This window comes from Xanthomonas sp. NCPPB 4467 (genome assembly GCF_041475665.2).
GTDB lineage: Bacteria > Pseudomonadota > Gammaproteobacteria > Xanthomonadales > Xanthomonadaceae > Xanthomonas > Xanthomonas dyei.
The window spans coordinates 669501-687942 of record NZ_CM191260.1 but is presented as its reverse complement, the minus strand read 5'-3'; the positions used below and the strand labels follow the sequence as shown (position 1 = coordinate 687942).

At 61.3% G+C, this 18442-nt stretch carries 20 protein-coding genes and 2 tRNA genes; 5 read left to right on the top strand and 17 right to left on the bottom strand.

Annotation, left to right across the window (positions count from 1 at the left end):
* Nucleotides 1-84 precede the first annotated feature (84 nt).
* The 3 genes from bfr to ACCQ06_RS02965 all read right to left on the bottom strand — a co-directional run bounded on the left by bfr (nucleotide 85) and on the right by ACCQ06_RS02965 (nucleotide 1722).
* Complete coding sequence (gene bfr, locus ACCQ06_RS02975; protein WP_228322938.1) at nucleotides 85-555, bottom strand: bacterioferritin; 471 nt, start codon at nucleotides 553-555, stop codon at nucleotides 85-87.
* Nucleotides 556-814: 259 nt separating this feature from the next.
* Complete coding sequence (locus ACCQ06_RS02970; protein WP_316690094.1) at nucleotides 815-1024, bottom strand: (2Fe-2S)-binding protein; 210 nt, start codon at nucleotides 1022-1024, stop codon at nucleotides 815-817.
* An 80-nt stretch (nucleotides 1025-1104) separates the two neighbouring features.
* On the bottom strand, nucleotides 1105-1722 hold the full coding sequence (locus ACCQ06_RS02965; RefSeq protein ID WP_316690093.1) for an RNA pyrophosphohydrolase: 618 nt from the start codon (nucleotides 1720-1722) through the stop codon (nucleotides 1105-1107).
* A 118-nt stretch (nucleotides 1723-1840) separates the two neighbouring features.
* Here ACCQ06_RS02965 and ACCQ06_RS02960 point away from each other — a divergent pair.
* Both ACCQ06_RS02960 and ACCQ06_RS02955 read left to right on the top strand, forming a co-directional pair.
* Nucleotides 1841-1917 (top strand) — tRNA-Met (locus ACCQ06_RS02960).
* Between the two features lie 52 nt (nucleotides 1918-1969).
* Nucleotides 1970-2044: transfer RNA gene (locus ACCQ06_RS02955), tRNA-Gln, on the top strand.
* Between the two features lie 471 nt (nucleotides 2045-2515).
* Here the strand turns inward: ACCQ06_RS02955 and rpsI are convergent.
* Nucleotides 2516-2908 carry a 30S ribosomal protein S9 gene (gene rpsI / locus ACCQ06_RS02950; protein ID WP_055853228.1) on the bottom strand — a complete coding sequence of 131 codons (393 nt, stop codon included), beginning with the start codon at nucleotides 2906-2908 and terminating at the stop codon, nucleotides 2516-2518.
* 2 nt (nucleotides 2909-2910) lie between these two features.
* Complete coding sequence (rplM, locus tag ACCQ06_RS02945; protein WP_006451009.1) at nucleotides 2911-3339, bottom strand: 50S ribosomal protein L13; 429 nt, start codon at nucleotides 3337-3339, stop codon at nucleotides 2911-2913.
* Between the two features lie 181 nt (nucleotides 3340-3520).
* Between rplM and coq7 the strand changes: the two genes are divergently transcribed.
* A complete protein-coding gene (coq7, locus tag ACCQ06_RS02940) occupies nucleotides 3521-4174 on the top strand; it encodes a 2-polyprenyl-3-methyl-6-methoxy-1,4-benzoquinone monooxygenase (RefSeq protein ID WP_316690092.1) in 654 nt (217 codons plus the stop codon).
* A 538-nt stretch (nucleotides 4175-4712) separates the two neighbouring features.
* Here the strand turns inward: coq7 and ACCQ06_RS02935 are convergent.
* Nucleotides 4713-5027, bottom strand: coding sequence for a DMT family transporter (locus ACCQ06_RS02935; protein ID WP_104614367.1), 315 nt, complete (start codon nucleotides 5025-5027; stop codon nucleotides 4713-4715).
* Between the two features lie 162 nt (nucleotides 5028-5189).
* Nucleotides 5190-5984 (bottom strand): adenosylmethionine decarboxylase, encoded by a 795-nt coding sequence (speD, locus tag ACCQ06_RS02930; RefSeq protein ID WP_005990692.1) that lies wholly within the window; start codon nucleotides 5982-5984, stop codon nucleotides 5190-5192.
* 137 nt (nucleotides 5985-6121) lie between these two features.
* On the opposite strand from speD, the gene crp reads away from it, so the two are divergent.
* Nucleotides 6122-6814, top strand: a complete 693-nt coding sequence (crp, locus tag ACCQ06_RS02925) for a cAMP-activated global transcriptional regulator CRP (RefSeq protein WP_104614366.1) — start codon at nucleotides 6122-6124, stop codon at nucleotides 6812-6814.
* A 326-nt stretch (nucleotides 6815-7140) separates the two neighbouring features.
* Here the strand turns inward: crp and ACCQ06_RS02920 are convergent, their stop codons facing one another.
* The 10 genes from ACCQ06_RS02920 to ACCQ06_RS02875 form a co-directional block, all read right to left on the bottom strand.
* Nucleotides 7141-7857, bottom strand: a complete 717-nt coding sequence (locus ACCQ06_RS02920; RefSeq protein WP_104614365.1) for a haloacid dehalogenase-like hydrolase — start codon at nucleotides 7855-7857, stop codon at nucleotides 7141-7143.
* Nucleotides 7850-8647, bottom strand: a complete 798-nt coding sequence (gene trpC, locus ACCQ06_RS02915; protein ID WP_316690089.1) for an indole-3-glycerol phosphate synthase TrpC — start codon at nucleotides 8645-8647, stop codon at nucleotides 7850-7852. Before trpC ends, ACCQ06_RS02920 begins: the two co-directional genes overlap by 8 nt.
* Before the next feature lie 138 nt (nucleotides 8648-8785).
* Nucleotides 8786-9823, bottom strand: coding sequence for an anthranilate phosphoribosyltransferase (gene trpD / locus ACCQ06_RS02910; protein ID WP_228322936.1), 1038 nt, complete (start codon nucleotides 9821-9823; stop codon nucleotides 8786-8788).
* Nucleotides 9824-9948: 125 nt separating this feature from the next.
* The gene (locus tag ACCQ06_RS02905) at nucleotides 9949-10581 is read right to left on the bottom strand and encodes a flavin reductase family protein (protein WP_316692484.1); all 633 of its coding nucleotides are present in this window, start codon (nucleotides 10579-10581) and stop codon (nucleotides 9949-9951) included.
* Between the two features lie 202 nt (nucleotides 10582-10783).
* A complete protein-coding gene (locus ACCQ06_RS02900) occupies nucleotides 10784-11362 on the bottom strand; it encodes an anthranilate synthase component II (RefSeq protein ID WP_104614362.1) in 579 nt (192 codons plus the stop codon).
* 10 nt (nucleotides 11363-11372) lie between these two features.
* The gene (locus tag ACCQ06_RS02895) at nucleotides 11373-12161 is read right to left on the bottom strand and encodes an SIMPL domain-containing protein (protein ID WP_104614361.1); all 789 of its coding nucleotides are present in this window, start codon (nucleotides 12159-12161) and stop codon (nucleotides 11373-11375) included.
* 18 nt (nucleotides 12162-12179) lie between these two features.
* Nucleotides 12180-13256, bottom strand: coding sequence for a threonine aldolase family protein (locus tag ACCQ06_RS02890; RefSeq protein ID WP_316690088.1), 1077 nt, complete (start codon nucleotides 13254-13256; stop codon nucleotides 12180-12182).
* Nucleotides 13256-14731 (bottom strand): anthranilate synthase component I, encoded by a 1476-nt coding sequence (trpE, locus tag ACCQ06_RS02885; protein ID WP_104614359.1) that lies wholly within the window; start codon nucleotides 14729-14731, stop codon nucleotides 13256-13258. Before trpE ends, ACCQ06_RS02890 begins: the two co-directional genes overlap by 1 nt.
* Before the next feature lie 481 nt (nucleotides 14732-15212).
* Entirely contained in the window at nucleotides 15213-16142 is a 930-nt protein-coding gene (gene yegS / locus ACCQ06_RS02880; RefSeq protein WP_316690087.1) for a lipid kinase YegS, read from the bottom strand.
* A gap of 331 nt (nucleotides 16143-16473) precedes the next feature.
* On the bottom strand, nucleotides 16474-16923 hold the full coding sequence (locus ACCQ06_RS02875; RefSeq protein ID WP_316690086.1) for a hypothetical protein: 450 nt from the start codon (nucleotides 16921-16923) through the stop codon (nucleotides 16474-16476).
* A gap of 172 nt (nucleotides 16924-17095) precedes the next feature.
* Here ACCQ06_RS02875 and ACCQ06_RS02870 point away from each other — a divergent pair, with 172 nt between their 5' ends.
* Nucleotides 17096-17980 carry a hypothetical protein gene (locus ACCQ06_RS02870; RefSeq protein ID WP_316690085.1) on the top strand — a complete coding sequence of 295 codons (885 nt, stop codon included), beginning with the start codon at nucleotides 17096-17098 and terminating at the stop codon, nucleotides 17978-17980.
* The last annotated feature ends 462 nt before the right edge of the window (nucleotides 17981-18442 follow it).

The window sequence follows — 18442 nt, the reverse complement described above, 5'->3', positions numbered from 1 at the left end:
TGCTCACCAGCATTGCATGCGCTAGCTAACCCACCATCTGCGCTGTTCCCGACACAACGCCGACCAGCACCGCGCCGAGCGCGATCAGTCGTCTAGCTTGGTCAGCAGGTAATTGGGCTCGCCGATACGCGCCACCAGATCCAGCTGGGTTTCCAACCAGTCGATGTGCTCTTCTTCCGACTCCAGGATGTCCACCAGCAACTGGCGGCTGACGTAGTCGTTGACGGTTTCCGTATACGCCACCGCTTCGCGCAACACCGCGACCGCTTCGCGCTCCAGCGTCAGGTCGCAGCGGAACATCTCGGTCGGGTTTTCGCCGATACGCAGCTTGCCCAGCGCCTGAAAATTGGGCAGCCCTTCGAGAAAAAGAATGCGGTCGGACAACTTGTCCGCATGCTTCATCTCGTCGATGGATTCTTTGTACTCATGCTCGGCCAGTTCTTTCAGGCCCCAGTTCTTCAGCATCTTGGCGTGCAGAAAATACTGGTTGATCGCAGTGAGTTCGTTGTAGAGCACCTTGTTGAGGTACTCGATGACTTTGGTATCGCCCTTCATGCGATGTCTCCGAGACAGTGAGCCGGCCGCACTCTAACGCGTTGGCGCGGCGCATGAAGGAACGCGAATCGTGATCAGTTGCGTGCTGCCGCCGGGGCATGCGGCAAAGCCGCACATGCCGTATCGCGGGTGACTGAGAGGTGCGGGACGAGCCAGGGCACTGCTCGACGCAACACTTGCGTCCCAACAGTGGCTCAAGCCACCAGCGCACTCAGAGACGCATTACCTGTTGGAGGCGCGCAAGGCGCACCCCCACCAATCAAGCGGCGCTTGCCAGACCCAGCAACGGCAGCTGCAACGCACGGGTTGCGTGCGCCTTGCTCAGCAGGTCGCCGGCCATCTCAAGGCATGAGCCGCAGTTGGAGCCACAGCCCGTGCGCATGGTCAGCTCGGCCAAACTGGCGCAGCCGTTTTCGGCCGCTTCGCGGATCTGGTGGTCGGTGACCCCATTACAGATGCAGACGTACACGGTATCGGTCGGGTGCTGGCGATCCGGAGAGGACCGGTGCTGATTGCACCGCAAACGAGAATAGGTGTCAATTCCAAACGTTAATCATTATTAATCCGCACGTGCGAAGGCCCGCCGCGCTTGCGTGGACGCTTGCGCGGACTGTCGTGGCCGGCCGCACTGCTACCCGGCAGCCACGCTTCCAGCGCACGCTCGGGCATCGCACCGACCGCCGCAGGGCCTGCCAGATTCTGCGCAAGCGGCGCCAGATGCCGCAGCGCCCGCGCATAGACACCACGCTTGAAGATCACCACGTGCTCGACCGGATACCAGAAATCCACCCAGCGCCAATGGTCGAACTCGGGGGTATCGGTGTGGTCGAGCTTGAGATGAGACTCGTCGCCAGTGAACTGCAGCAGAAACCACACCTGCTTCTGGCCGATACACACCTGCCGCTCATTGCGGCGGACCGCCCGGCTCGGCAGGCGATAGCGTAGCCATCCAGGTGTGGCGCCGAGCAATTCCACATGCTCGGGCAACAACCCGGTTTCTTCGCGCAACTCGCGGTACATGGCTTCGACGGGCGTCTCATCGGTGTTCATGCCACCTTGCGGGAACTGCCAGCCGTCCCTGCGCACACGTCGTGCCCAGAACACCTGACCGTCCTTCCGCATCAGCACAATGCCAACGTTTGGCCGGAAGCCGTCCGGATCGATCACGATGCGGACTCCTGAAAATCTACTGTCACCGACTCTGCCACGGCGACGCCCGGCTCACAAGCTGAAAACGAAATACTTGACAACACCCAGGCGCATCGCGAGAATTGCCGGCTCCCTAGGCTATGTAGCTCAGCCGGTTAGAGCACAGCACTCATAATGCTGGGGTCGGTGGTTCGAGTCCACCCATAGCCACCACGGTATTCAGGCCTGCACAGGCATGCGATACTCTGGGACAACACGTTTTTATTGCCCCGTCGCCAAGCGGTAAGGCACCTGACTCTGACTCAGGCATTCGGTGGTTCGAATCCATCCGGGGCAGCCAAACACGAAAGGTCCGATCGAAAGATCGGGCCTTTTTTGTTGCCTGCGCCATATGCAGATGATCCGAATCTCGACACAGCATTTGGCTCACACGCAGATGCCGCGCGCTGTATTCGGCCATTGCCTACCGGGGAATGCACAACTCCTAAAGCCCTTGTCACCTGAGTGACATCGGGCACGGTCGCGCATCGGAGCCTACGATGGACGTAACGGGCCGGGATGGAATCTTCGTCATCGGCGCGCACGCGCGTGAATGCACATCACCTGCCAGGCACCGCCCACGACCCCGGCGCACCGAACCACCGAGACCCGTGCCATCCAATGACCCCGGCGGACCGGGACCAACATCAAAGCAGTCGCCTCGCTGCCTTCAAACAGTCCAATCGACACACGCCAAAACGACAAAAGCCCGGCAATGCCGGGCTTTTGAAGCAGTCGTCCCAGCAAGCCGGGACGCAGCAAACGCAATGAATTAGCGCTTGGAGAACTGGGTCGCGCGACGGGCCTTGTGCAGACCGACCTTCTTACGCTCGACTTCACGGGCGTCGCGAGTCATGAATCCAGCCTTGCGCAGCTCGGACTTCAGGGTTTCGTCGTACTCGACCAGCGCACGGGAAATGCCAAGACGAATCGCACCGGCCTGACCGGTGGTGCCGCCGCCGGAGGCGGTGACCAGAATGTCGAAGCTTTCGGTATTCTTGGTGAGCTCAAGCGGCTGACGCACGATCATGCGCGCCGTCTCACGGCCGAAGAACTCATCCAGCGGACGGTCGTTGACGGTGATCTTGCCGGTACCCTTGCGCAGGAACACGCGAGCGGTGGAGGACTTGCGGCGGCCAGTGCCGTAGTTTTGCGTGATAGCCATGATTAGATATCCAGAACTTGCGGCTGCTGGGCGGCGTGCGGATGCTCGGCACCCGAATACACCTTGAGCTTGCGGTACATGGTGCGGCCCAGGGGGCCCTTCGGCAACATGCCCTTGACGGCGATTTCGATCACGCGCTCCGGGTGGCGCTGCAGCGCCTGCTCCAGGCTCTCGGTCTTCAAATTACCGATGTAGCCGGTGAAGCGGTGATACTTCTTGTCTTTCAGCTTGTTGCCCGTGACCACGATCTTTTCGGCATTGATCACCACGAGGTAATCGCCAGTATCGACGTGAGGGGTATAGATCGGCTTGTGCTTACCGCGCAGGCGGCTAGCCAGTTCGGTGCAGAGACGGCCAAGCGTCTTGCCGGCGGCGTCAACGAGATACCAGTCGCGCTGGACGGTCTCGGACTTGGCGGTGAACGTAGTCATGAGGAAGCTCTTGAGTAGTCGGGCGGATTGCAGCGGCGATGACCGCTGGAACTTTGCCACGCGTTGTGAAGGCGAAACATAAGAGCCGGGATTGTACGCGTCAGCCCGCAGCGGCGCAAGTCGCGCGCCTGTCGGGGTCAAGCCGGTTGGCAGCGGATCGGCCGGGCGCCAGAATCGCGCCATGACCAAGACCTCCCCTACCCGACTGCACAGCCCGCTCGATCGACTCTTGGTCGAAGCCCAGCGCGCGCTGGAGACCGTCTTCGGCAACCCGCCCGCCGAGCGCCCCAACCCCGCTGCCGACACCTCCGATGTCGCGCTGCAACCGGAGCAGCGCCGCCATGCTGCCGGGCTGATGCGCATCAACCATGTCGGCGAGGTCTGCGCGCAAGGCCTGTACTTCGGCCAGGCGGCAGTCGCCCGCGACGCGCACACTCAGCATCACCTGCTGGAAGCCGCGCAGGAAGAAACCGACCATCTGGCCTGGTGCGCGGATCGCCTGCGTGAGCTGGACAGCCGCCCCAGCCTGCTCAACCCGGTCTGGTATACCGGCAGCTACGCGTTAGGCGCCCTGGCCGGGCTGCGCGGCGACGACTGGAGCCTGGGCTTCGTGGTCGAGACCGAGCGCCAGGTGGAAGCCCATCTGGACGAACACCTGGAGACCCTGCCGGAGATCGACCAACGCAGCCGCGCGATCCTGCGCGTAATGAAGATCGACGAAGCCCGCCACGCCGACCAGGCCGAACAAGCCGGCGCCCGCATCCTCCCGCCCCCCATCCCCACCGCCATGGCTTTGGCCTCCAAGCTGATGAAGACGGTTGCTTATCGGTTTTAGGAGATTTGGCATTCGCGGCTGGCGGCTGGCGGCTGGCGGCTGGCGGCTGGCGAGCAGGTTCCGGCCTGCAGTGACGCGCGCACCGTAGAGTGAGAAACACCGCTGCAACGCGAGCCGAAAGTCATCGCGAAATTAAGCCTGCGGTCCAAGCAACCTCTTCGAAAACAGCACCCACTCAGCACAACATGGCTGCGCCCAACCAGCAGCAAGAAGCAGCGACGGAGTCGAAATCCCTAGCAGCAATCGCAGCGAAAGCAGGCCATAAAGAGCAACACGAGACTCGTCGCCTGCTAAAACATCGCATCACGCCCCGCAGCACCCAACTGGGGCAAAGCCCCCTTTGTTAAGCGGCGCGCTGATAAGCGCGGGGATAGGCAGCCACGGAGTCGGGGCCTAAAGATTTGCGAAGCAACCTTGGGGGTCAGGCCCGCGAAGCGGGCATGGCCACGGCCGAGGGCGCGGGGATAGGTAGCAGCGAAGTCGGGGCCCAAGATTTGCGAAGCAAACCTTGGGGAGCAGGCCCGCGTAGCGGGGCTGACTAACCGAACAACTTCAATCCGACCACACCGGCGACGATCAGCCCGATGCAAGCCAGACGCGACCACGATGCGCTGTCGCCGAACAATGCGATGCCGGCAATGGTCACACCCAGTGCACCGATACCGGTCCAGATCGCGTAGCCGGTGCCGACCGGAATGGTCTTCAGCGCCTGGGTCAAGAACCACAGGCTGGTGCCGGCCAAGCCGATCGTCAGCACGGTTGGCCACAGCCGCGTGAAGCCGTCGCTGTATTTCAGACCCATGGCGAAGCCGATTTCGAACAGGCCGGCCAGTACGAGATAGATCCAGGGCATTGCAGTACTCCTCAACAGAAAAAACGGACAAAAAAAGCGACCCAGTGTCTGCACACTGGGCCGCCGTCGGCTGTGGAACGCGAGGTCATCGCGTGGCGGGCCGTCCCGCCTTGAGTCGTTGTCGCACCTGCGAACGGGCGCGCAACCGGTCGTTCTTGACGATTACTCGCTCAGGTTACGCCCGTGGAAAAGCTCTTCGATCTCGCGCTTGAGCAGCGTTTCGATCTTCATGCGCTCCTTGAACGAGAGGTTCTTGGCACGCTCTTCGAACAGGTACTGGTCCAGGTCGAAATCCTTCAGGTGCATCTTCGTGTGGAAGATATTTTCCTGATAGACGTTGACGTCGAACATCTCGTAGCGCGACTTCACGTTCTTGGCGAGGAAGTGCTGGATCGAGTTGATCTTGTGATCGATGTAGTGCTTTTTACCCTTCACATCGCGCGTGAAGCCGCGCACGCGGTAATCCATGATCACGATGTCCGATTCCAGACTCTCGATCAGGTAGTTCAGCGCCTTCAGCGGAGAGATGACGCCACAGGTGGCGACGTCGATGTCGGCGCGGAAGGTGGCGATACCTTCCTGCGGATGCGTCTCCGGATATGTATGGACAGTGATATGGCTCTTGTCCATATGGGCAACCACAGCGTCGGAGATGAGCTCCTTGCCGGCCTGCTTCTTGTCGATCACCGGCTCTTCCGAGATCAGGATCGTCACCGATGCGCCCTGTGGATCGTAGTCCTGACGTGCGATATTGAGGATGTTGGCGCCAATGATCTCGGCCACATCGGTCAGGATCTGCGTCAGACGATCGGCGTCGTACTGCTCATCGATATACTCGATGTAGCGCTGACGCTCCTCTTCGGTACGCGCATAACAGACGTCGTAGATGTTGAAGCTCAACGCCTTGGTGAGGTTGTTGAACCCCTGTAGCCTCAGGCGAGGCAACGGCTTGACCACGTCGGTCTGTCCTTATGGAAAGCGGGAAAGGAGTCAATTATGAGCCAAAGATCCCAGCAACGAAATGCCGATGTTAAGAATGGTTTACCTTGCATGACTCATGCCGTTAAGCTTCAGGAATTACACGCGGAACTACCATGAGCCCAGGAAACACGACGGTTGTCACCACGACGGTACGTAACGCTACCCCCTTACTGGCGCTGGACGCGGGCACCATTGAGCGTTTTTTGGCGCACAGCCACCGCAGGCGCTATCCGACCCGGACCGATGTGTTCAGGCCAGGAGACCCGGCCGGCACCCTCTACTACGTCATCAGCGGCTCGGTAAGCATCATTGCCGAGGAAGATGACGATCGTGAGTTGGTGCTGGGCTACTTCGGTAGCGGCGAGTTCGTCGGCGAGATGGGGTTGTTCATCGAGTCCGATACGCGCGAAGTGATCCTGCGCACCCGCACCCAGTGCGAGTTGGCAGAGATCAGCTACGAGCGCCTGCAGCAGCTGTTTCAGACCAGCTTGTCGCCGGATGCCCCCCGCATCCTGTACGCGCTGGGGGTTCAGCTTTCGAAACGACTGCTCGACACCACAAGGAAAGCCAGCCGCCTGGCGTTCCTGGATGTGACCGACCGCATCGTGCGCACCTTGCACGATCTGTCCAAGGAGCCGGAGGCGATGAGTCACCCGCAGGGCACGCAGCTGCGTGTGTCGCGGCAGGAGTTGGCGCGCCTGGTCGGTTGCTCGCGCGAGATGGCCGGACGTGTGCTCAAGAAGCTGCAGGCCGATGGCTTGCTGCATGCACGCGGCAAGACTGTCGTGTTGTACGGCACGCGCTAAGCACACGGTGCAGCCAGTGCCTGGTGCACTGGCTGCATGCCGAGACGGCAAAATCAGGGCAGTGCCTGATGTGCTTTTGCGCTCGCTTGGTATGTCGCAGCGATGCAGTTTTGCGCGATACCACTTATAAGACTGTTTTCAACCGATCAGGCCGCACGGTCTGCACCGCGACTGCATCACAGTCCTGACGATCCGTTGATTGCAGCGAGCTCATGTGCGTGCCGACTAATCACTTACGAGTCTGGTAGCCGGTAGCCGGTAGCCGGACTGGGCGCGATGTCTTTGCCGTTTGCACACAGTCCGCCACATAGAGGCTTGCGCCTGTCTCAGAGCGCCTTGCCACCACGGTCGCGGCAACCCCAGTTGAGGATCGGCGTGCCGGCGGGCAGCACCTGACGGAACAGGTCTTCGCGATTGGCCTTGGGATTGACCACCACAGGTGCGCGTGCGGCCTTCAACAACGGCAAGTCTGCGGTGCTGTCCGAATACGCGATGGCGATATCGGCATAGCCGCGTTCGCGCAACATGCGCATCTTTTCTTCGTTGTGGCAGTGACGCCGCGCAGTGACTGCGCCCAGCCGCGGCCCCACCAGGCTGCCGATCACCGGCACGTCCTGATGGGCGACGAATCCGAGAATCGCGCGCGCAAGCTCGGGCGGCGCGCCGGTGGCGACCACCACGCGATCGCCGGCAGCGCGATGGTCGGTGAAGACTTTCAAAGCATGCGGAAGCAGACGCTGCCGGATCTGCGCTTCGTGCTTGAGCACGTAAGCGTCGATGAAGCGATTGAACTCGCGCGCACGATGCAGGCCGAAGGTGGCGATCCAGACGTAGCCGGACACGCCGCGGCGGCGGGTGGGCAGCATCGCCACCATGGGTCCGAGAATCGGCGAGGCCAATACCGCGACCAGCAGCCGCAGCGGATTGCGCTTGATCAACCAGGCAAACAGATGGCTGCCGGAATCGCCGTCGTACAAGGTGTGGTCGAAATCGAAGACCACCAGCGGCGCATCGTCGCGCGGTGCGGGAAACGACTCAGTCATGCGCGAAGAATAGCTGACGCAGGGACTCGCCGGGTTCGGGTGCGCGCATGAAGGTCTCGCCGACCAGAAACGCGTTCACACCATGGCTGCGCATCAGCTGGACGTCGGCTTGGGTCACGATGCCGCTTTCGGTGACCAGGATGCGGTCGCGTGGCACCGCGGCGCGCATGTCCAGCGTGGTCTGCAGCGACACCTCGAAGGTGCGCAGATTGCGGTTGTTGATGCCGATCAGCGGCACCGGCACCTGCACCGCGCGCTCGAGCTCGTCGATGTCGTGCACTTCCACCAGCACGTCCAGCCCCAGCTGCATCGCCAACCCAGACAGATCGGCCAGCTGCGCGTCTTCCAGCGCCGAGACGATCAACAGAATGCAGTCGGCACCCAACACGCGCGCTTCGTAGACCTGATAGGGGTCGACGGTGAAATCCTTGCGCAAGACCGGCAGCGTGCAGGCGTCGCGCGCCTGGCGCAGGTAGGCATCGGCGCCCTGGAAGAAATCCACATCGGTCAGCACCGACAGGCAACTGGCACCGCCGAATTCATAGCTGACCGCGATGTCGGCTGGGTGAAAATCGGGGCGGATCACGCCCTTGGACGGGCTGGCCTTCTTCACTTCAGCGATCACGGCCGGGTCGCCGGCAGCGATGCTGGCCTGCATGGCCGCGGCGAAACCGCGCGTGAGCGGCAGGTCCGCACTGCGTGCGATCAGCTCGGCCAGCGGCACGCGCGCACTGCGCTCGGCGACTTCGTCGGCCTTGCGGGCGAGGATGGTGTTGAGGATATCGCTCATCGTATCGGGTCCTGGCGGGCGGGCATTATCGGTCAAGATGGCCACAACGGGCCGCAGCTGCACGCAAACGTGCGCAGCATGTCAGTAGAAGGGTGAGGATGCCGCCGCGTGATTGCCGCAACGTGGCGGGATGCCTGGTCAGTGCGATGCGCCGACCTGGCGCGTAAAGGCGACATACGCGTCCAGTCGGGCGCGCGCCGAGCCGTCGGCCAGCACGGCGCGGGCGCGCACAACGCCCTCGGCGATGCTGTCGGCAACGCCGGCGACGTACAGTGCAGCGCCAGCGTTGAGCGCAACGATATCCAGAGCCGGGCCGGGCACGTTCTCCAGCACCTGCAGCAGCATCGCGCGCGACTCGGCGGCATCGGCCACCTTGAGGTTGCGGCTGGCCGACATGGCAATGCCGAAATCTTCCGGATGCACTTCGTATTCGCGCACCTGGCCGTCGCGCAATTCGCCCACCAGGGTGCCGGCACCGAGCGAGAGTTCGTCCATGCCGTCGCGCCCCCACACAACCAAGGCGCGTTCGGCGCCCAACTCTTGCAACACGCGCGCCTGGATGCCGACCAGATCCGGATGGAACACGCCCATCAGGATGTTGGGCGAACCGGCCGGATTGGTGAGCGGGCCCAGGATGTTGAAGATGGTGCGCACGCCCATTTCGCGGCGCACCGGTGCCACCACCTTCATGGCCGGGTGATGCACCGGCGCGTACATGAAGCCGATGCCGGTCTGCGCCAGCGATGCGGCGACCTGCTCGGGCTGCAGTTCGATCACCGCGCCGAGGGCTTCCAGCGCGTCGGCGCTGCCGGATTTGGATGAGACGCTGCGGTTGCCGTGCTTGGCCACCCTGGCACCGCCGGCGGCGGCCACGAACATCGCGCAGGTGGAGATGTTGAACGTATGCGACCCATCGCCGCCGGTACCGACGATGTCGACCATGTGCTGGCGATCGCTCACCTCCACGCGGCGCGAGAACTCGCGCATCACGGTAGCGGCGCCGGCAATCTCGCCGATGGTTTCCTTCTTGACCCGCAGCCCGGTGAGGATGGCAGCGACCATCGTGTCGGAGACTTCGCCGCGCATGATCTGCCGCATCAGATCCACCATTTCATCGTGGAAGATTTCGCGGTGTTCGATGGTGCGTTGCAGGGCTTCTTGGGGCGTGATGGGCATGGGAACGGCCATAAACAGAAGAAAAACGGCTGCAAGCGGGGCCTGCAGTGTGTCGCGCCGTGATCACCGCGCAGGGCTGGCAGAGGCAGCCAGGTGCGCAGGACCGAATCGACGCGGTCAGCCGGTCATTGGCCGGGCCGACGCATGCGGAAGCGCGCCTGCGGCTGCACTTCGAAATAATCGGCCGGGCCACCGGCACGCAGAATGGTCTGCACCTTGGCCGGGTCGTAGACGCCGTCATCGAGCGCGGCATGCGCAAGATGCACGCCCACCACTTCGCCAAGCACCAGCCAGGTTTCCACGGCCTGACCGCTTGCACTGTGCAGCTGCAGCAGTTGACTCAACCGACATTCGAAACTGACCGGACTTGCCGCCACACGCGGCGCATCGATCAAACGCGACGGCGCCATCTGCAAGCCGGCAAGCGCGAACTCGTCGACCTCCGACGGCACCATCGCCGCGCTCGCGTTCATTGCTTCGGCGAGCGGACGCGTGGCCAGATTCCAGGTGAACTGACCGGTCGCTTCGATATTGCGCAAGCTGTCCTTGCGGCCGATGCTGGCAAAACCGACGATCGGCGGGGTGTAGTTGAAGGCGTTGAAGAAGCTATACGGCGCCAGATTGGCGATGCCCTCGGCGCTGCGCGAGCCAATCCAGCCGATCGGGCGCGGGCCGACGATGGCATTGAACGGGTCGTGCGGCAGCCCGTGGCCGTGCGCCGGTTCGTAGAAATGCATGCTGTCGTTGGACATGTTCATCATGAAGCGGCCTTGGGGAGTTGCGCAGCGTGCAGGCCTTGCTCAGCGCCGGCTTCGCTGTCTGTGTACTGCAGCGAAGCGGTCAGCGATCCACTCCGTATTGCGCCGTAGGCAAGCGTGCCGACGCGGGAGTGCCATGCGGATGCATCGCTGCCCAGACGAACTGCACCGCCAGCGGCAACACGCGTAGCGCCCATCGCGATCACCGCTCCAGAAAGTTTTTCAGCAGGGCATGACCGTGCTGGGTCAGGATCGACTCGGGATGGAATTGCACGCCTTCCACCGGAAACTGACGGTGGCGCAGGCCCATGATCTCTTCCACCGAGCCATCCGGGTTCTCGGTCCACGCGGTGACTTCCAGCGCATCCGGCAGGGTGGTCTTGTCCACCACCAGCGAGTGATAGCGCGTGGCCTGGTAACTGTCCGGCAGGCCGGCGAACACGCCCTTGCCCTCATGGCGGATCGGCGAGGTCTTGCCGTGCATGATGTTGCCGGCGCGGATCACATCGCCGCCATACACCTGGCCGATGCTCTGGTGACCCAGGCACACGCCGAGGATGGGCGTGGTCTGACCGAGCTGCTCGATCAATTGCAGCGAGATACCGGCCTCGTTGGGCGTACAAGGGCCAGGCGAGATCACGATGCGCTCGGGCTTGAGCGCGGCGATCTGATCGACGCGCATCGCATCGTTGCGCACCACCGTGACCTCGGCACCCAGCGCCTGCAGGTACTGCACAAGGTTGTAGGTGAAGCTGTCGTAGTTGTCGAGCATCAGCAGCATGGCAAGGGACTCATTGCGCGATCAGGAAGACCGCATAGATGTATTCGGTATAGGTGATGGTGCCGGTCAGCAGGCTTTCACCAAGACCTTGGGCACCCGCGCCTGGAGCAGGTGGCGGCGGAGGGGGCGGTGCCGGTGGCGAAGGCGGCGATACCACCGAGCCCGGCCTGGGCACTGCGGGGGAAGACCAGGTACCTGCTTCGACGCCATAGGCAAAACTGGGGGCGACATCGGAGATGCTGTAGATCCCGCCAAGTCGAACACCGTAGGCAGCGGCCAGACCCTGGGCAGATTCGCGTGACTGCGTGGCCGCTTCGCGCTTGAGTGCTGCACGCAATGCGGCCGCATCGGCGAACGCTGTCTGCATCGACAGCACCTGGACATTCTCGTTGGCATCCAGTCCGCCGAGGAAGGCACGCACATCCTTCAAGGATGTGAAGGTGCCGCGAATCTTGCGCTCCACCTGGGTTCCCTGGAAGGCCAGCTTGCCGTTCTCATAGCGAGATTGCGGAGAGATCGACAGTGCTGAGGCGTAGAGCGAATCCTTCATCACGTGATTGCGCTGAAGCCCCTGCAAGACCTGCTTGGCGCGCTCTTCGACGAACTGCCGTGCCAGATCCGGCTGCAGGTCGATTTTGCTGATCTTGAGATCGACGATGAAACGATCCGGATCGACGGTACGAAATGCCTGCCCCTTCACCAGCAAGTGCGGCTGCGAAGGCAGGGTGTTGATCTGTGCCGATGCCATCACGGGCAACATCAGGGCACCAGCGAGCATCCAACCTGCGAGTCTTTTCATCGTCATCATCCCTGTGTCCTAGGAACGGTCCTGAAATGTGGGATTTTGCAGAAGCGCAGCAACATCCGCACACAACCGATCGACTGCATCGGCCGTGGTGGCCCACGAGGTCACGAAGCGAATGACCAGCCGTCCATCGCCGCGCGTTTCCCAACGTTCGAAGTCGTAGCGCTGCGCGAGTTGTTCGGCCTGCTGCGCGGTGACGGCGATGAATTGCTGATTGGTTGGCGAGTCGCTGGTGAATTCCACGCCTGCTGCCAGCAGGCCGGCGCGCAGACGTTGCGCCATGGCGTTGGCGTGCGCGGCCAGCGCGAAGAACAAGCCATCTTCGAACAAGGTGGCGAACTGCGCGCCGAGCACCATGCCCTTGGCCAGCAACGCGCCGCGTTGCTTGATCAGATAGCGCAGATCGGCCTGCAAGGCAGGATGGATCACGACCAAGGCTTCGCCGAGCAGCGCACCGTTCTTGGTGCCGCCGATATAGAACGCATCGGTGAGCGCGGCAATCGTCGGCAGATCCAGATCGTTGCCGTTGGCGGTGAGTGCCGCCCCTAGCCGCGCGCCGTCGAGATACAGCAACAGATCGTGTGCGCGACAGAAGCGCGATAGCGCGTCGAGTTCGGCACGGGTATAGATGGTGCCGCTTTCGGTGCTATTGGAGATGTAGACCAGCCGCGGCTGCACCATGTGCTCGTTGCTGTTCACCTGCAGCACTGGCGCGATCAATGCCGGTGTCAGCTTGTCGTGTAGCGCCGGCGCCGTGAGCACCTTGTGCCCGGTCGCTTCGATGGCGCCGGTTTCGTGCGTGGCGATATGCCCCGCTTCGACCGCAATCACTGCCTGATGCGGGCGCAAAAACGCACTGATTGCGATCAGGTTGGTCTGCGTGCCGCCCACCAGCAACTGCACGGCAGCCTGCGGTTGCGCGATGGCAGTGCGAATCAATGCCGCAGCACGTTCGCTATGCCGATCGGTGCCATAGCCGCCGTTCTGCTCGGCACTGGCCTGCGCCAATGCCTGTAAGACGCGTGGATGCGCGCCTTCGCTGTAATCGTTGCGAAAGCTGATGCGCGCGGCGCTGCCCTGCCCGTCCATCACAGCCCCTTTGCGGCCTGGGCGACGGCGCGAAACAGCGCGCGCCCCTTGTTCATCGTCTCCTGCCATTCCAGGTCGGGGTCGGAGTCGTAGACCACGCCGCCGCCGGCCTGCACATACAAGTAGCCGTCCTGGATGACCGCGGTGCGGATGGCGATGGCGGTATCGGCATCGCCGTGCCAGCCGATGTAGCCGACTGCACCGGAGTAGACGTTGCGCTTGACCGGCTCCAGCTCGCGAATGATTTCCAGCGCGCGGATTTTCGGCGCGCCGCTGACGGTACCTGCGGGGAACGTGGCGCGCAGCACGTCGCTGTAATTGAGGCCGGCCTTGAGCGTGCCGGTGACCTCGCTGACGATGTGCATGACATGGCTATAGCGTTCGATCACGAACTGCTCGCCCACCTTGACCGTGCCCGGTTCGGCAACGCGGCCGACATCGTTACGCCCCAGATCGATCAGCATCACGTGCTCGGCGCGCTCTTTCGGGTCGGCCAGCAATTCTTCTTCCAGCGCTTTATCCAGCGCCGGCGTTGCGCCACGCGGACGGGTGCCGGCGATCGGGCGCACGGTGACCACGCCATCGCGCAGCCGCGCCAGGATTTCTGGCGACGAGCCAACGACTTGGGTGCCGCCGACATCCAGAAAGTACATGTACGGCGAGGGATTGAGCGCACGCAGCGCGCGATACACATCCACCGGGCGCGCACGGAACGGCACACGCAAGCGCTGCGATGGCACCACCTGGAAGATATCGCCGGCGCGCACGTATTCCTGCGCCTTGCGCACCACCGCGTGGTACTCCTCACGGGTGAACGAGGAATGGAAATCCGATTCGTCGATGGCATCGGAGATCTGTGCCTGCGGATACCCGGCGCCGCCCTGACGCAGGCGATGCGCCAGCTCGTCCAGTCGGCGGTTTGCGCGCACATACGCCTGCGGCTGACGCGGGTCGGCATGCACGATCAGATACAGCCGACCCTTGAGATTGTCGAACACCGCCAGCTCTTCGGAGAGCATCAGCAGGATGTCGGGCGTGCCCAGTTCGTCGGGTTTGTCGCCGCTGCCCAGGCGCGGCTCGATGTACTGGATGCATTCGAAGCCGAACCAGCCCACCAGCCCGCCGGTGAAGCCGGGCAGGCCATCGAGTTGCGGCACCGAATGCTCGGCACGCAGCGCGTCGACTTCGGCCAACGGGTCGGCGACGTCGCGGGTGTCGATGACTTCGCCGTGTTCGCTGACTTCCAGCGTGTGGCCGCGGAAGCTGTACACGCGCCGCGCCGGCAGGCCGATGATGGAATAGCGGCCGAAGCGCTCACCGCCTTCGACCGATTCGAACAGATAGGTGTAGGCGCCGTCGGCGAGCTTCAGATAGACCGAGAGCGGCGTGTCCAGGTCGGACAGCACTTCGCGGACAACGGGGATACGGGTGTGACCTTCAGCGGCTTGGCGCTGGAACTGCTCTGCAGTGATCAAGACGACTTTCCTTCCGGGACTCTGTGGCGGGGCGGACGACGGCAACGGGCCACCATCGCCACCAGCGGCGAGCGGAAGAGAAGGAGCGTGGGGTCGTCAGGCGGGACACGTGACTACTGTAGCGCAAGTGCCGCTTCAGGGCAGCAGGTGCGCGGGCGAATGCGGTGCGAATTGCGAAGGCGCTTTGGGTTGGTTTGGGTGTTGTCGGGCAGAGTCTGTCAACTCGGACTGGTATCTCTTCCGGGCAACGCGAGCCTATCGTTGCGCGCCCGGTTCGCTGTTGGCAGCCACTGCCCTAAGTCGTTTCAGGACGGGATGCTTCTAGTGTCGGCATGGGTGTTGGCGCAGGGACCCTCACCCCAACCCCGCTCCCGGGGGGAGAGGGGCTCTGAGCGGCGCGCACTGCAGGATCAGGTTTTCCAAATCCCACATTCGACTTCCCAATTCCCAATCCCGACTCCCCAATCCCCAATCCCCGCGCTCACGCGCTCAGCAACGGGCAATCCAGCGGCAAATGCATCCGCAGCCGCGCCGGGACGCAGTCGATATGGAAATGCAGCGAGGTTTCCGGTTCGCCATCCAGGTTCAGCGTGAGCGGCTGATGCGAGACGATTTCCAGCCAGGGCAGCCGCGCGCGCACGGCGACGCGTTCCAACGCCGCCTGCTTGCCGCTGGTGACCAGGGTGCCGAGGGTGGCGGCCACCTCGCCGTTGAGCGCGGGCACGATGGTGACGTCGATCAAGCCATCGTCGATCACCGCTTCCGGGCATAGCGCCTGACCGCCGCCGGCCTGGCGCCCGTTGCCTAAACCCAATGCGATGAACTCGCCCTCCCAGCTGAAATCCGGACCTGAAAAGCGGGCACTGATCGGGTCGATCCGGCCCAGCCGCGCCATGCCGGTGATCAGGTAGGCCAGGCCGCCGAGCATCTTTTTCAGGCCATCGTCGGTTTCCACCGTGACCTGGGTCCCAAAGCCGCCGCTGGCGACATTGGCGCACCAGTGGGGGCCGTGTGCGGTGTCGATGCGCAGCAGGTCGATCGCTTGCGCGGAGCGTTCGGCAATCAGGTTCAGCGCATCGAGCGGTTCGATCGGAATGTTGGCGGCCGTGGCGAAATCATTGGCGGTGCCCAACGGAACCAGGCCCAGCGACGGCAGGCTGGCGGCATCGGCCTCCTGGTGCGCAAGCGCGGCGGCCACTTCGCTCAAGGTGCCGTCGCCACCGGCAGCCACCACCGTATGCACACCATCGGCAACCGCTTCGGCGACATAACGCTCGGCGTCGCCCTCTTCCCAGGTGACGCGCACCTCGAGCTGCACGCCGCGGTTGCGCAACTCCCCCACCGCCTCACGCAGGTCCAGATTATCGGTGGACTTGCCGTTGAGGATCAGACGCCAGTGGGACGGGGCCATGCGCGCTGCCGGTGCTGTGAGTGTGGTGGGTGCAGGCTAGCAGTGCGCCAATGGGTGGATCGTGAATACGTAATGCCATCGGGCTGTCATTGGCATGTCATCGATGACCCGGAGAGTAGGAGTCCATAGCAGGGACGACGGGCGGAGGCAGGATCAGCCTCCATTAAATTATTTTAATTGATTGATTTTAAAGATATTTTTTCTTATCATTTCGATTAAATACCCCCATCAGCACCCCAATGTCGGCGATGCCTTGATAGCCTTGACATGACGAGCTGCAGCAAGCTCTGCTGCCTAGCTCCCGACTGAACATGCAGATGGAAGCGTGCTGTCACTGTTCTGGCATGAGCAAGTCGTTCGTCAACACGAACTCGCAGAAGCAGCAGAAGTGTTCAAGCTGATAGATGGCCTTATCTAGCCACCTCTCTGTCCACGGCAGAATATGATCCGGAAAACCACCGATCCTTTCGGTCAATTCGTGTTCTGCGAGCAGGGCATGTGCCACGTGATTACGGTCATCAACGACTGCCTGCAATCCCAAGGTGAAGTCTGGCCTTACACCCTTTTGCTCGAACAACACCCGCGCAGCGCCAAGGGTTCTTCTTTCGAGCGAATCGCTGTCTTGATCGAATTGAGACACTAGCACTGCTTTCAGGCGGATCTCTAGCAGCTGCACTGTTCCCATATACACCCCAAACCTTTCAAGCATGTTCAGCGCCTGGTATCTTTCAAGCCGCCGCGCAAACTCCTCCTTGACGGTCGATGGCATTTCGTCGCTCATAGCAACTCTCCGCTATTTGGCAGATCGATCAAACGCACTTGCAAGTCTTCAAGCATTAAAAAACTTGACCTACCAGGCGAACGCGTGCAATTTCCCACATCTCACAGGGTACTGGCAAGAAATCCAAGACCCCTAAACACGGCCGAAAAATTCTAAGTTATAGGTGTAATAAATGGAAGTTTACTGCAAAGGCCAAGCCGAAATCCGACACGCAAAAAGTCGTAAAATTTACAAAATTGATTGTACTGACCTCGATTGGGATCAAGTAGGCGCTGAAGAGAGAAGCATGGGCTCGGAAATACACTACGAAGCCATGCTTGAACATTCCGAGCTAGGCACTCTTGCATGGGGCATTTGGGAGTACCCTGTCGGCGTCGAAAACTATCAAAGCACTGACGTAGGCGACCATGAAGTCATGAAAGACTTCGATTATGGCCTTGAGCATACTCCTTCCGAAGCAGATGAATACGATTGGCTCAATCAAGATGCACCAAGCGATCCATACATTGTTTTTATAAATTCCCACCGTCAGGCCAGCGATTTACTTACCAAGCACGGGGAAACTCAAGGCACTAGCCTTCTGAATAGAATGATTTTCTCAAATCAGATAACAGCCCTTGAAGCCTACCTATGCGACACCTTGATAAACGAAGTCAAGATCAGTGACGGCTCATTGGAGCGATTGATCGCAAAGGCGAATGAGCTTGCAGATGCAAAATTCACGCTTTCAGAGATTTATAAGTCCCCAACACTTGTGTCAGACACTGCTATAGAGTATCTCCGCTCAGTCTTATATCACAACCTTGCTAAAGTTGACGTTCTTTATAAGATCGCTCTAGGGTTTAATATCCTCAGCCTTTCTGATGACATCAGCAGTCTATTTAAAGCTGTCAGCCTACGCCATGACTGCGTGCACAGGAACGGATTCAAGAAAGACGGCAACCAACACACTGCTTTTACAAAAACATATGTTGAAGCGACGGGCGATTTAATCTTTAAATTTGTAGAAAAAATTCAACGAAATTTACCGACAACTCTTGGCGGAACATCTCTTTAAATAAACCAACTACCTACCCGACAGGATCATGGATATTGCAGGTCTTGTCAAAAATTTGAGCATCCCGATTTGTCAAGCAAAGCCGTGAGGCCATAAGCATGGCTTGGCCCGCATGCTCTAGCGCGCGCAATCGTCGCCCCGCCACGCCTGCGCACTTCATACGGTGCTTTTCCTGCACCACCTGCACGCATAGAGACGCAACCGCAGCAACGCTGTGGACGGTACAGCAGGGGCGACAGTCTCCCTGCGGATCCCTGCACGACAGGGCACGCGGAACATCTGGTCTAGCTAACAAATGGAAGTCAGATGAGGCAACAGTGTGGCGGGGATAAAACACCAATCCGAGCGCGTCCAACAAGGAAAAAGCTTCGCTTCTTGCTGAGTTTGAGGAACGCCATGAATGCAGGATCGGTAGCACTATTGCGGTAACGCACGCTCAACGATCAGGCCGGCTGAGCTGTG

Coding starts and splice junctions, on each gene's coding strand:
- bfr (WP_228322938.1), bottom strand. CDS start 555: ATGAAGGGCGATACCAAAGTCATCGAGTACCTCAACAAGGTGCTCTAC.
- rpsI (WP_055853228.1), bottom strand. CDS start 2,908: ATGGCTATCACGCAAAACTACGGCACTGGCCGCCGCAAGTCCTCCACC.
- rplM (WP_006451009.1), bottom strand. CDS start 3,339: ATGACTACGTTCACCGCCAAGTCCGAGACCGTCCAGCGCGACTGGTAT.
- coq7 (WP_316690092.1), top strand. CDS start 3,521: ATGACCAAGACCTCCCCTACCCGACTGCACAGCCCGCTCGATCGACTC.
- ACCQ06_RS02935 (WP_104614367.1), bottom strand. CDS start 5,027: ATGCCCTGGATCTATCTCGTACTGGCCGGCCTGTTCGAAATCGGCTTC.
- crp (WP_104614366.1), top strand. CDS start 6,122: ATGAGCCCAGGAAACACGACGGTTGTCACCACGACGGTACGTAACGCT.
- ACCQ06_RS02920 (WP_104614365.1), bottom strand. CDS start 7,857: ATGACTGAGTCGTTTCCCGCACCGCGCGACGATGCGCCGCTGGTGGTC.
- trpC (WP_316690089.1), bottom strand. CDS start 8,647: ATGAGCGATATCCTCAACACCATCCTCGCCCGCAAGGCCGACGAAGTC.
- trpD (WP_228322936.1), bottom strand. CDS start 9,823: ATGCCCATCACGCCCCAAGAAGCCCTGCAACGCACCATCGAACACCGC.
- ACCQ06_RS02905 (WP_316692484.1), bottom strand. CDS start 10,581: ATGAACATGTCCAACGACAGCATGCATTTCTACGAACCGGCGCACGGC.
- ACCQ06_RS02900 (WP_104614362.1), bottom strand. CDS start 11,362: ATGCTGCTGATGCTCGACAACTACGACAGCTTCACCTACAACCTTGTG.
- ACCQ06_RS02895 (WP_104614361.1), bottom strand. CDS start 12,161: ATGAAAAGACTCGCAGGTTGGATGCTCGCTGGTGCCCTGATGTTGCCC.
- ACCQ06_RS02890 (WP_316690088.1), bottom strand. CDS start 13,256: ATGGACGGGCAGGGCAGCGCCGCGCGCATCAGCTTTCGCAACGATTAC.
- yegS (WP_316690087.1), bottom strand. CDS start 16,142: ATGGCCCCGTCCCACTGGCGTCTGATCCTCAACGGCAAGTCCACCGAT.
- ACCQ06_RS02875 (WP_316690086.1), bottom strand. CDS start 16,923: ATGAGCGACGAAATGCCATCGACCGTCAAGGAGGAGTTTGCGCGGCGG.
- ACCQ06_RS02870 (WP_316690085.1), top strand. CDS start 17,096: ATGGAAGTTTACTGCAAAGGCCAAGCCGAAATCCGACACGCAAAAAGT.